Raw genomic sequence first — 12,885 nt, 5'->3', positions numbered from 1 at the left:
AGTCCTAAAAGGGACTATTTTAACAAAAAGAAGACACAAAAATAGAGCAAGATTTCTAAAAATAGAATTCTTGCTCTTATTTTTTAGTCTAGGAAGCTAGTTTTTTCCCAGACTCTTTCGGTAAAGATTATGACATCATTTTTCTTAAAAACAAAAGCTTTTTTTAAATTTTATATTGAATTAGCTATAGATAATAAAATCAATCTAATTTTTACTTTGCTATTCCCAATAATATATCAATTATTCAGTACCAATATTACTCATGTACTAACAGATATAGAATTTATTCAAAAGAGCATACCAATGATTGCCTACATTATTGTAGCCACTGCATTAAATGGAGTGACTATGTCAATAATAGCTACTAGAAATAATGGTTTTATTAAAGCATATTTTTACGCTAGTGGCAGCAAATGGGCAATATATGTAGCTAATCTATTAGTTCAGCTAGTTATTGTCATATTAGAAAATTTTATTTTTACCCTTTCATTGATGATATTGTACAAGTATATATCCATTAGGCTTTTAATTTCAATATTACTAATGACCATCATATCTTTCCCTATTATTTCATTAGGCTTTAATATTCTTTTTTTAATTAGAATCAGGCAATCAAGCTTATCAGTATTCTCCACTTCACTACTACTTGGTTTTCTAATCCTATTTAATATTACCAAAAACTCTACGACAATATTTTCCGATATTAATCCATATACATTTATTGAATTAATTTTAAGCAACATTATTAATCCAAACTTGATCATTATGGCTCAATCTATTGTAGTGGCAATACTATATACGTTTATAGGAATTATTGGATACAATTTTCTTGATTTACAAGATAGAGGAAAAGAATAATGGAAATTAAATTAAAAAATATTACTGTTAGTTATCCAGACAAAATTATTCTTCAAAACTTTACTGGAACTTTTAATTTAAAACAATTAAATATTATAATCGGAAAAAATGGTATTGGAAAAAGTACATTATTAGATATAATAAGCGGTCTTAAAAAAATAGACTCTGGAAATATTTATGGATTAACTAATCCTAAAGAAATTATGTATATGTTTCAATCCACTCCTTTTAACACCAATATTACTGTAAATCAATTTTTAGATATGTATAAATCATTTGGCAAAATTACAACCTTCGAAAAATACAATTTAACTAATCTAGCCCGATTATATCAAGAAAATATTTTTCCGTTAAAAGATACTCTTTTAGGTAATCTCTCTGGAGGTGAAACAAAACTTATTTTTACATATGCATCAGCAATGGTTTTAAAATCTTTATATTTATTCGACGAGCCATTATCTGGTGTAGATATAGAAAATCAAAAGAAAATAGTTATCTTGCTAAATGAACTAGGAAAAAGCGTACCTACAATCATTACATCCCATGAATTAGAGCCGTTTAAAAATACCCAAAGTACATTAAAATATATATCTAAAAATAACTTCATGTTTTCAGGAAGCTATGAACAACTAATAAATGAATATGGCTCTAATACAGAACAAGCCTTTTTAAATTTAAGTCAGAAAATGAGAAATACCTATCATGCATAATAATGAACTAATTACATACAGAATCACCCCTATACAATATATCCACTCAATAAGGAGTCTTGGGTTTTACAAACAACTGAACGTATCAATATTATTGATAATCTAGATTTAATAGATTTACTTTCAAACTTACAAAAAAAGAAATACATTACATCAACTAATTTAAATAAATTAATCGAATTAAAAATTAAAGATAATATTAGTAGTTCATCTTCCCATGATATTAATCTGATAAAACAGATATGTGCAACGTTGCCCATATCTCCTTCGATTTCATTTTTAAATGGCAATTCCAATATCGTTCATAATAATGTTATACATTTCTCTGCTGAAGGCGCATATCCTCATATTTTTACTCCCTATATAAATCCAAATATTTATAAAATTTCTTATACTCTACACTATAATAATAAATTTCCAAATATTTATAAGTACTTACCTTTTCCATAATTAATAACAAAAAGTGAAAAAAGATCAAGATTTCAAAAAATACAAATCTTGATTTTTTAGTCTAGAAAATTAGCACCAATTTTTCAATCCTCACACATAAAAAGCTACGCTAGGTGAAAAATAAAGCCAGACCATTGCAGTGGTTTGACTTTTTGAGTCTATGTGGTTTGTGATTTACTTCTTCGTTGCACAATATTGTAACACAAAAGCTAAAGAAGACTATCTATCCGATAGTTAATCTTTGATACCTTTTGCAAATTAAAAAAAGTTTCCAAATTGGAAACTTTTTTTGTTTATTTCAGTTGTTTTTTCATTTTCTTAGTTTTTTACCTTCTTTCTTCTAGCGGTTCAATATCAATGTTTTTTAAGAAGATATTGACAAATCTAATTTCAAAATAGTACTTTTATTTCATCTTTATAAAATCTTAAATAAAAAAATTCTCGCTAGCGAGAATTAATAAAAAATAAATCTATAAATACAGTATATTAATATTAAGTAGATAAAAGGTAGTCTATCTACACAAGATTTAACTAAATGACCGTTATACAGAAAAATTTAGAAGTTAAACTTCTGAGATGAAATAATGACAGAAATTACAAATGCAAACGTAAGTCTCGCTTACAATTTAAATAACTACATTGTATTTAACAGAATTTGAAGAAATTCAGTTAATTGGTAATAACGATTTATCCTTAACTGTTGCTTATCACGATCCTTATAACAGGACTACTAATTTAACTGTCATGAATCGTATCTATAGAGTTACTTGGTAAAATAATTTATAATTTGATTTACTCTATTCATATTTTCACTGAAAGGAAATACAATGAATAAAAAAATAAAGGTTATCGGATTAACAGCCGCTGCGCTTATGACCCTAATGCCTGTAATTGCTCCGACTGTTCCGGTATCAGCCGATACTTTATCGACTGCCTCTACTCCGGTGACTGGTGATAGCTATTTTACGTACAATGGAACGAAATTAGATAATAATGCAATTGCTCCAGTAGGTAATGGAATCGTTGTAAAAAGTGGACAAACACTTGGCGAAATCCTTAATGAAATTCAAACTGCAGTTCCATTTCATTCTACTCAAAGTCAGACTAATGTTACTGAACGTAATCTAAGCAGTTTAAAAAATTTACTATCACACATTGATGGTGTAACTGTTAACGGAGATGGCGGTAATGCTGTAGTTACATTCGATAGTGATACAGTAATTAATACTAGCTTTGAATTAGAAGGCTATGCAGGTTCTGCTGATTACATTAATATTAACGTAGCACTAACTAATCAATCTACCTCGTCTTCTGCTCCTGTAATTAAGTTTACTTATACACAAGACGGAAAAGAAAATACTGCATCTTTGGTAAATCAAGTATTTCAAATTGCTAAAGATTCTAAATTTAATCCAACTGATTTTACTGATAGTAATGGTAACAAAGTTCAATTCTCTGCGACCGAATCTAATACTAATAATAAAACCGTGAAGATAGCCGTTTTGGAAAATACTGTTGATACTACTAAGGCTGGTAGTTATGGCACTGTTAAATTAAGCGCAACTGATACTAATGGTCAAAAAACGACAGTATCATACAAAGTTTTAGTTCAACCTAAAGGTGTACAACGCAAACAATTTAGTGGCTTATATGTAAGTGGCTATGAAATTACTGGAGATAGCGTTACACAAGCTGCTAGACTCAACATCTATCAAGGTGAAACTTTTTACGTTGGTAAAGATACTAAAATTTTAAATGGTATCACTTACACTCGCTTCTCTACTAAGTCACAAGCTGAAGCAAATTCAAGTTCCAATAATAGCTGGATTGCAACGACTAACTTGATGACTAAAGACGTTGAAGTCTTTAATGCAACAATTATGCATAAATCACTTATCTATGACTTAGATGGTGGTAGTAAAGCTAGAACAATTTCGGCATATTCAAAACGTACTTTACAAAAAAATTTGGTGACAATTAACGGACAAAAGTACTATAAAATTGCAGGTGCATCTGACTTTATCAAGGCTACCAATGTAACTGGTACTAAACATACTTTAAAGCATAATGCATATATTTACGTAACAAGTACACGTAGAGCAACTCTCACTGTGTTAAAGAAGGGAACTGAAATTACAACTTATGGTAGTTCTTATACATTTAAAAATGGTAAGAAGTACTACAGAGTGGAAGGCGCAACCACATCTAATAAACGCTATGTAAAAGTCGAAAACTTTAAATAGAATATAGAAAAAATCGTCGAAGATACACTCATCTTCGGCGATTTATATTATTTAAATATTATCTGAAAGTTTACAACTAACCTCCACCAATAATTATAGTAATAATATTTAAAATTTGGTATTTTTTCATAAAGGGACCTCACTTCTATGAACCAAAATAACATAGGTATAAAATTTAAAAAACTTAGAAAAATTAAAGGACTATCACAAGATGAAGTATGCAAAAATATTACTTCACGCTCTCGACTCTCTCGATGGGAAAACGGATCTACCGAAAGTGGAATGCCTATTGAAATAGTAAAGCAATTAATGAATCGGATTAATATTAGTTATGAAGAGCTCTTTTCTGACGATGATAATACATTACAGATAATGAATAAAATTCAAAAATTATATCAAGACAATAAAAGTACCGAATTAGGGACATTAGCTAAAGAACTGTTGAAAATATCTCAAAATGATGACTCAACTATTTTACTAGCAGCAATAGCTGCTAATTTTTACTTCGACTTGTCTAATAATAATCTATTTAGCCCAACAGCTAAGAAAAAATTAACAGATTATTGCTATAGTATAAAAAATTGGTCAGAGGATGAAATAAGATTATTTGGTAACGTTCAATTATTATTAGATTCCCAAACAATATACAATCTTTCTAGGTCACTGATAAGTACATTGTATGAACGAAAACATGTAAATGATTACGACACTATTACTTTATTAAATGGAGTTTTTTCCTTAATTAAGCGAAAAGAACTCACATATGCCAAAAATTTATTAAAAAGAATAAACTTTCTAAATATTTCTAGTTATGACTACCTTGCCTTATATCGAATAGACTTCACACAATACCTGCTGGATATCATTAGAAATCATACCGATTATTCTAAACTTAATGCACTATTTGCTGAACTATCCCGTTCGTCTAAGTTTGATCAATTACTATCAGATTTTAAATTTGCTTTTGAGCAAGTTAAACAAATTTATCATCTAGAAGATAACTAACCAGTCACTATTTTGACACAATCCTAAAACATAATTTTCCGCTTTTCTCGCTAGCGAGAATTTTTATATTTACAAACAAAAAAGTTTCCAATTGGAAACTTTTTTTGTTTATTTCAGTTGTTTTTTATTCTTACTTTCTCGCGGATCTACACCAATAATTTCTAATAAAAAAGTAAATATTGGCACACCTAAAATTAACCCCCAAGTACCCCAGAATTTCTCAGCTACTAGCAAAATCAAAAATGTATAGAAAATCGGTAATGAGGTTTTACTTGCCATAAATTTTGGATTTAACACATAAGCTTCAACCAAATGTACAATTATAATTAAAATAGCTACATAAATAACTTCTTGAATACCTCCAGTTGAGTAAGCAACCAAACTCAACGGAATTAATGAAATAATTACTCCCGCTACTGGGATTAAACTCAAAACAAAAATCATTAAGCCTAAAGCAATAATTTGTGGCATCTTTAAAATAATTAATCCAATCATAGTCAATACCGTATTACATAAAGCAATAAAAAACTGTGCCTCTAGAACTACACCAAATGTGTCAGTAAATTTTTGACCTAAATACTTCATGTCTTGGAAGAACCACTTAAAATCACCCTGAATAACAAATTTATGGGAGAATTGGTGCATCTCCTTTAATTCAAAAGTGTAAAAAAAGCTCAAAATTAGTGACATTACAATTGAAATGGTTAACGTTCCTACACTAGTCAAAGCATGTACCATAAATTCCATTCCTCGACGGGCAGAATTAATAATATCTTTTTGACTAACATATCTTCTAACTTCTTTGGTAACACCACTCAATTGATCAGTCTTATAAAAATTCATTATTGAATGAGCTATATCTACAATCTGCTTAACTAAAATCGGTACATAAATAGTAATCACAAAATATAAAGCAACAAACAATAAAAGATAAGTTATTGCAACTATCAACTTAGTTGGAACTTTTGGAAATACTTTTTTTACAAATCCAATTAAATGAACAATTAAATAGGTAAAAATAAACGTCAATAAGATTGTATCCATCATCGCCCTTGCCTCATATAAAACAAAGACAATTACTACCAAAACTAAAAACCTTCGTAATAATATATTTTGCTTTAGCTTTTGCCAAGCGTTTTCCATAGAAATAATTTGCTCTCCTTAAAATAAAATATTATATTAAATTCTAATATATCTTATCACACTATTTTCTTTTCTTTTGACAACCCTTTCAATTTCAAATAAGCTAAAAGAAAAGACTGAATTTTATTTTACGAGGCAAAAAAATGAATATTAAAATTATTACTGATTCTAGCGCTAACTTATTAGACGACAATTGTTCTGGTACTCCTCATGTTACTGTCCCCCTAACTATCCAAGTAGGAGATCAAGCTTTCAAAGATGATAAAAGTATCGATAAAATTGAATTTTTAACTGCTTTAAAGAATACCCACGTTAAGACTACGACTTCATGTCCTAATGTTCATGAATGGCTACAAGCATTCGAAGGTGGAGACGAAATCTTTGTCTTTACTATCACTAGTGCCCTTTCTGGTAGTTATAATGCTGCTAGACAAGCTGCTAACCAATATCACGAAGACCATCCAGAAGCTAAAATTTTAGTCTTTGATACTCGTTCAGCTGGTCCACAAGTTAAGATGCTTGCTCAAAAGACTGGTGAATTAGTTGAAGAGGGTTTTTCTTTCAAAGAAATTGTTAAAAAAATTGAAGATTACCAACAACATCTCAATTTAATCTTCGCTTTAAAAGATTTAACTAATTTAGCCAACAATGGTCGTGTTCCAACAGCTGTCGCCAAAATTGCTGGCTTGCTAAAACTTAACATTATTGGTGAGGCTAATAATAAAGGTGAATTTGAATTAATCGCCAAGGCACGTGGTGACAAACGCTGCTACAAGAAAATTCTCGAAGAAATGATTAAAAAGGGCTACGATGGTGGTCGGGTTCAAATCGATCAAAACGATAATGCAGCTGGTGCTGCTGCCATTAAAAATGTTATTTTAGATAAATTTCCCGCAGCTAAAATTGAAATTGGTGAATGTCGTGCATTATGTGCATACTATGCAGAAACTGGCGGTATTATGATTGGTTATGAAACTAAATAATCAAAAAAATTGCTACTTCAAACGAAGTAGCAATTTTTTGTATTTAACTTTTAGCTAACTTATAACCAGCCGCAATTGCTTCTGCTTGGCTGTTAAACACAACGGCATTCAATGAAATTATCTTATGATTCTTTTGGGTTGGTAAATAATATATTTTTTTAGATTTATTACCCACAATCTCCCCTGTAGAAACAGTGTTAATCACAAAACCTTGCTCACTATTCTTTGAAGTCCACGCACGTGGAGCCTTCGCAGACGCTTTACTCTTAACTAATTTAGCGTATTTCTTAAGAATCCATTCATTCTTACCAATACGATACATTTTCTTCTTTTTAATAGTAGCTTGAGCATAAACAACCCACTCTGAATTTTTATTAACATACTTATTAATATAATTGCCCTTATCACTTAACAAGCGTACCTTCCCCTTGCCTGAATAAGTAACAACAATCTTGCCATGCATCGAGGTTTCCTTAACTGCAGCTCCTACACTATTCGCAGCTAAAAAACTGAGTCCTAATGCTAGAATTAATGCAAAAATGAGTGCAACAACTCGCTTTTTCATTAACGCTTTTGTATTATTCATCCTTCTTATCCTTTCTGCGAGAAACAGATATAGGAATTCTACCCCATACATCAGTGTTTGTAAACATGCTAGTACTTTTGCACAAAGTCATTTTGGATGAGTTTTACAAATTCAGGATAAGTTTCTACTTCATATAAAGGATGGAGATTAAGAGTATTTTTACGGTGACGGTGATTATACCACACACTATCAAATCCATAATTTTCAGCCCCTAGAATGTCTGACTGCAAGCCATCTCCAAAGAATAAAGTTTCATTTGGACCAATTTCTGTTCGACTAAAAAAATAATCAAATGCATGTTCATCAGGTTTAGAATAATGAGCTTCCTGGGAAGTAACAATTAAATCAAAATATTTTTTTACTCCAGCTAATTCTAGACGGTGATTTTGCATAAATTTTTCACCATTACTGAGAATAGTTAACTTATATCCCTGCTTCTTAGCAAATTTCAAAGTATCTTCTACACCAGGTAATAATTGATGAGCTTCTCCAAAATATGAGCGATATTCATTCATTGTTTTAAGTCCATCAATTTCTTGTCCATACACTTGCTTAATAAAATCATGAAAAGTCTTCTCACTTAACTCCTCATAAGTAATTTCTCCTTGTTCAAGTTGGCGCCAGAGTCCCTGATTATAAGAATGATATTGTCGTTGAATTTCAGGCGTTAAATTCCAATGGTGAATTTTAAACAAAGAATGTAAGGCATAATCTTCCGTCGCCGCAAAGTCAATAATTGTATCATCAACATCAAAAATTAGTTGCTTATATTTCATTTTGTCATTCCTTCCAAAAAAACAGTATTTTTCTTAATTATAGCAATTTCTACATAAGAAAAGGACGAGCACTTGAGCTCGCCCTTAAAAGGTTTTGAGGAAAATAATTAATTTATTATCGAAGGAAAAATAATATCAAACAAACAATCGCTAACTCTACTAACATTTTTCTTACCTACCATTTTTCAACTTGTTCCTAATATACTGATAAGTAATATATTAACTATAAAAGCTAAAGAAATGTTATAGAGGTTATTGGATTTTGTTTAAAAATTTAACTTTACTTCTAATTTGTTGCACATTTAACAGAGTGCGGCTTGATTCCTATAAAGGTCATCCTTTCTGTGAGCTTCTTTATTGATTTGATTATTATAATAGTGGCTAAATATGAAGAAAATAAGCATAAGTTTTTATGACTTTCTAAAGAAAAGGTTGTGAAAAATAAAAGATAAAAATTCTTATTAAATTCATAGAAAATTCAAATTATATACATAATATAGATATACATAAAATTAGGAGGAAATTTTTAATGAAAACTACTAAACCACCCCAACAACTAAAACGCTCGCTGGGCTTCTGGTCAGCAATTTCCATTGTTGTCGGTACCATTATCGGGTCCGGAATTTTCTTCAAGCAAGCGTCCGTCTTAAATAGTGCCCACACCTCAACTATGGCCCTTTTTGCATGGGTTCTTGGAGGTGTAATTACCTTAACTGGTGGACTAACTATTGCAGAAATCGCTGCTCAAATGCCTTATACTGGTGGACTTTATGTTTATATTGAAAAAATTTATGGACGTCTAGCAGGCTTTTTGGCGGGTTGGATGCAAATTATTGTATATGGTCCTGCACTTCTTGGAGCTGTTGCAAGCTTTATTGGTATTTTACTTACTAATTTCTTTGGACTTGGTACGCAATGGCGGCTTCCACTCGCTATTTTAAGTTTAATTATTGTCGGTAGTATCAACTTTTTAGGAAATAAAATTGGAGCAGCTTTCTCAGTTGCTACTACAATTGGAAAATTAATTCCAATTGCTGCAATTGTAATTTTTGGTCTCTTTTTCGGTAATCAAAATGCACTAGGCCAAACTGTTTCTCAAATTACTGCTGAAAGTGGTAACTTTGGAGTAGCTGTACTTTCTGCTTTATTTGCCTACGAAGGTTGGATTTTAGTAGCAAACCTAGGTGGAGAAATGAAAAATCCACAAAAAGTCCTTCCTAAGGCAATTACTGTAGGAATTAGTATTGTGTTATTAGTTTATGCATTAATTACTCTTGGAATCTTTCGCTTTGTACCAGCCGATATGATTCAAAAAATGGGACAAAACACTGCTGCTTATTTTGCAGTCCAAGCCTTTGGAGCTATCGGTGGTAAGTTACTAACCATTGGAATTTTAATTTCAATGCTAGGCGCAATGAATGGTCAAATTATCACTTATCCTCGTATTGTTTATGCAATGGCAGAACGTGGTGACTTACCATTTTCTAAGTCATTAACTTATGTAACACCTAAGACTAAGTCGCCAATTATTGCGACTGCATTTATTATGGTAATTGCAGTCATCATGATGGTTTTCATGGATCCAGATAAGCTTTCCAATTTATCAATTTTTACTATTTATTGTTTCTATATCCTAGCCTTCTATGGAATTTTTTTACTTAGAAAAAACAAATTTGCCAAGCGTCCATTTTCAACTCCGCTTTATCCAATTACACCAATGATTGCTATTGGTGGTGGAATGTTTGCAGTTATCAGTCAAATTGTTCACGATCCAATCGGAGTTTTACTCTTTGGTGGAATGGTATTGCTAGGATTACCAGTTCTGTTCTTTATGAGAAGAAAAGCACGTCAGACAGAAAACTCCAATATCTCAATAAAACTCGAAGAAGATTAACACAAAAAAAGATATCATCGCGCACTGATGATATCTTTTTTGTATTGAGTTCAAATTAATTATTTGTATATTATATTAATTCTTTAGTTATTTTTCTAAACTTTCAATGTACTCAAAGGAATTTTGTCCTGCAATACCACCTTCACCAACAGCAGTTGTAATTTGACGCAACTTTTTAGAGCGAACATCACCAATTGCATAAATACCAGGAATGGCAGTTTCCATTTGATCATTAGTTTCAATCCAACCTTGCTTATCAGTGATTCCTAAATCTAAAAATTCAGAAGTATTAGGTACATTTCCAATGTAAATAAATACACCAGATGCGGGAACTGTTGTATCCTCACCAGTTTTCTTATTATGAACCTTAAGACCTGTCATCTTTTGGTCATCACCAACAATTTCTTTAACTTCACTATCCCAAGTAAAGTCAATCTTATTATTTTTAAATGCTCTATCTTGCAAAACCTTTTCAGCACGAAGTTCGTCACGACGATGAATTACATTAACATTCTTAGTAACATTTGCAAGGTAAAGACCTTCTGAAACAGCAGAATCTCCACCACCAACGACTGCAACATCTTCATCCTTGAAAAATGCTCCATCGCAGACTGCGCAGTAAGAAACTCCTCGACCAGAATATTTCTCCTCACCAGGAATCTCCAACTTACGATTATTAGCTCCTGTGGCAATTATCACTACTTTAGTTTCAAAATCTTCGGTATCTGTCTTTACCAGCTTAGTAATATTTTTAGCATTTTCAATTCCTTGAACATTACCATAAATAAATTCTACGCCTGCATTCATGGCAGTCTTATACATTTTTTCACCAAGTTCTGGTCCCATAATTGATTCAAAGCCAGGATAGTTTTCAATTTCTGCAGTGTTGTTCATGTTACCACCATAAACACCACGATCAAGCATAGCTACCTTCAAATTGGCACGAGCTGCGTAAAGTGCAGCGGTCATTCCGCCAGGGCCTGCTCCAATTACAACAACATCATACTTCTTCATAATTTTATCCTCGTTAATTATTAATAAATTTTATTTAACAATCTAGTAATTTTTCTAATTTTCTTACAGTATATACACTAACTTTTTGTAAGTCAACAATTAACTCATATTTTTGATACAAAAAAAGCACTAACCATTCAGTTAGTGCTTTTATCATATGCTGACTAAAGGATTCGAACCTTCGACCTCATCATTACTAATGACGTGCTCTGCCAACTGAGCTAAGTCAGCGCCATATGACATATATTAGTATAGCAGAAATAAACACAAATGCAAATCTTTTTTAACTTAATCAATAATATTTTTTACATAAAAAAAGAGCACACCTTGTGCTCTTTCAAAGTTATTACTTATTAACAACAGTTATTCTTTGTTGGTGATGGTTTGGATTAATAATTTCGCCCACAACTACCTTAGCCATAGTTCCTGAGGTAACTTTTGATTCATTCTTGTCATTATACAAAAGTTCATCTTCACCCATAATATAGTCAGTAGCAGGACCGGCTTCAAAAATCATCGATGGAGAAATTCCTACCCAATCAACATCGTCAACACCTCTTAAGTATTCTAATTCTTTAAGTTGTTGACGAGGGGTATTAATCCATGCATCTGATCCTTCCATGGCTGCAACATCTTCAACAACTAGATGATGATCAGCACCAGTATGTAAACTACCTCCACCTAAAATGAAAATAACTCTAGCTTTACTCTTTTTAGCTAGAGAAACCAACTTTTTAGCTAAAGTAACTTGATCAGCTGCCTTATCCGGAATTGTACTAAAGGCATCAACAATAACGTCAAATTTTTCTAACAAGCTATCATTCATATCAAATACATCACCAATTAATAAACTTGCATCCTTGCCTAAAACTTCTTCAGCTTTAGCCTTATTTCTAACAATACCGGTAACTTCAATTTCTGGTTGCTCACTAGCTAATTTATAAATTGCACTTCCAGCCATTCCGGAAGCACCAATAATTCCAACTTTTTTCATAATATACCCTCTTTCTTCCTGTATTAGTCTAATACTTTTTCAAAAGAAGATACAAATTATATGCTTAAAAACAAAAAAAGCCCCAATCTTCCGATTGGAGCTTAACATGTGCTGACTAAAGGATTCGAACCTTCGACCTCATCATTACTAATGACGTGCTCTGCCAACTGAGCTAAGTCAGCATATCCTCAACACAATTAAATATTAAACCATATATCTGATTACTTTG

The 12,885-nt window shown here is 31.4% G+C and carries 11 protein-coding genes and 2 tRNA genes; 6 read left to right on the top strand and 7 right to left on the bottom strand.

Annotation, left to right across the window (positions count from 1 at the left end):
* Nucleotides 1–129 precede the first annotated feature (129 nt).
* The 4 genes from HDR40_RS02915 (at nucleotide 130) to HDR40_RS02895 (ending at nucleotide 5,266) form a co-directional block, all read left to right on the top strand.
* Nucleotides 130–858 (top strand): hypothetical protein, encoded by a 729-nt coding sequence (locus tag HDR40_RS02915; RefSeq protein WP_290626340.1) that lies wholly within the window; start codon nucleotides 130–132, stop codon nucleotides 856–858.
* The gene (locus tag HDR40_RS02910; RefSeq protein ID WP_290626339.1) at nucleotides 858–1,568 is read left to right on the top strand and encodes an ATP-binding cassette domain-containing protein; all 711 of its coding nucleotides are present in this window, start codon (nucleotides 858–860) and stop codon (nucleotides 1,566–1,568) included. Before HDR40_RS02915 ends, HDR40_RS02910 begins: the two co-directional genes overlap by 1 nt.
* A 1,277-nt stretch (nucleotides 1,569–2,845) precedes the next feature.
* The gene (locus HDR40_RS02900) at nucleotides 2,846–4,261 is read left to right on the top strand and encodes an SLAP domain-containing protein (RefSeq protein ID WP_290626336.1); all 1,416 of its coding nucleotides are present in this window, start codon (nucleotides 2,846–2,848) and stop codon (nucleotides 4,259–4,261) included.
* 147 nt (nucleotides 4,262–4,408) lie between these two features.
* Nucleotides 4,409–5,266: an Rgg/GadR/MutR family transcriptional regulator gene (locus tag HDR40_RS02895; protein ID WP_290626335.1), complete on the top strand. Its 858-nt coding sequence runs from the start codon at nucleotides 4,409–4,411 to the stop codon at nucleotides 5,264–5,266.
* 108 nt (nucleotides 5,267–5,374) lie between these two features.
* On the opposite strand, the gene HDR40_RS02890 is transcribed toward HDR40_RS02895, so the two are convergent.
* Nucleotides 5,375–6,409: an AI-2E family transporter gene (locus HDR40_RS02890; RefSeq protein WP_290626334.1), complete on the bottom strand. Its 1,035-nt coding sequence runs from the start codon at nucleotides 6,407–6,409 to the stop codon at nucleotides 5,375–5,377.
* A gap of 143 nt (nucleotides 6,410–6,552) precedes the next feature.
* Between HDR40_RS02890 and HDR40_RS02885 the strand changes: the two genes are divergently transcribed.
* Nucleotides 6,553–7,392, top strand: a complete 840-nt coding sequence (locus HDR40_RS02885; RefSeq protein WP_290626333.1) for a DegV family protein — start codon at nucleotides 6,553–6,555, stop codon at nucleotides 7,390–7,392.
* 43 nt (nucleotides 7,393–7,435) lie between these two features.
* On the opposite strand, the gene HDR40_RS02880 is transcribed toward HDR40_RS02885, so the two are convergent.
* Nucleotides 7,436–7,978: a hypothetical protein gene (locus HDR40_RS02880; protein ID WP_290626331.1), complete on the bottom strand. Its 543-nt coding sequence runs from the start codon at nucleotides 7,976–7,978 to the stop codon at nucleotides 7,436–7,438.
* Between the two features lie 68 nt (nucleotides 7,979–8,046).
* Nucleotides 8,047–8,754: a YjjG family noncanonical pyrimidine nucleotidase gene (locus tag HDR40_RS02875; protein ID WP_290626329.1), complete on the bottom strand. Its 708-nt coding sequence runs from the start codon at nucleotides 8,752–8,754 to the stop codon at nucleotides 8,047–8,049.
* 529 nt (nucleotides 8,755–9,283) lie between these two features.
* Here HDR40_RS02875 and HDR40_RS02870 point away from each other — a divergent pair.
* Nucleotides 9,284–10,648 (top strand): amino acid permease, encoded by a 1,365-nt coding sequence (locus HDR40_RS02870; protein ID WP_290626327.1) that lies wholly within the window; start codon nucleotides 9,284–9,286, stop codon nucleotides 10,646–10,648.
* 87 nt (nucleotides 10,649–10,735) lie between these two features.
* On the opposite strand, the gene trxB is transcribed toward HDR40_RS02870, so the two are convergent.
* From trxB to HDR40_RS02850, 4 genes are all read right to left on the bottom strand, one after another.
* Nucleotides 10,736–11,662, bottom strand: a complete 927-nt coding sequence (gene trxB / locus HDR40_RS02865) for a thioredoxin-disulfide reductase (protein WP_290626325.1) — start codon at nucleotides 11,660–11,662, stop codon at nucleotides 10,736–10,738.
* 158 nt (nucleotides 11,663–11,820) lie between these two features.
* Nucleotides 11,821–11,893, bottom strand: a tRNA-Thr gene (locus HDR40_RS02860).
* 115 nt (nucleotides 11,894–12,008) lie between these two features.
* Complete coding sequence (locus HDR40_RS02855; protein WP_290626323.1) at nucleotides 12,009–12,656, bottom strand: NAD(P)H-binding protein; 648 nt, start codon at nucleotides 12,654–12,656, stop codon at nucleotides 12,009–12,011.
* A gap of 109 nt (nucleotides 12,657–12,765) precedes the next feature.
* A tRNA-Thr gene (locus tag HDR40_RS02850) sits at nucleotides 12,766–12,838 on the bottom strand.
* Between the last annotated feature and the right edge of the window lie 47 nt (nucleotides 12,839–12,885).

It is taken from the genome of Lactobacillus sp., assembly GCF_014803895.1.
This window is presented reverse-complemented; position numbering and strand designations above follow the sequence as displayed.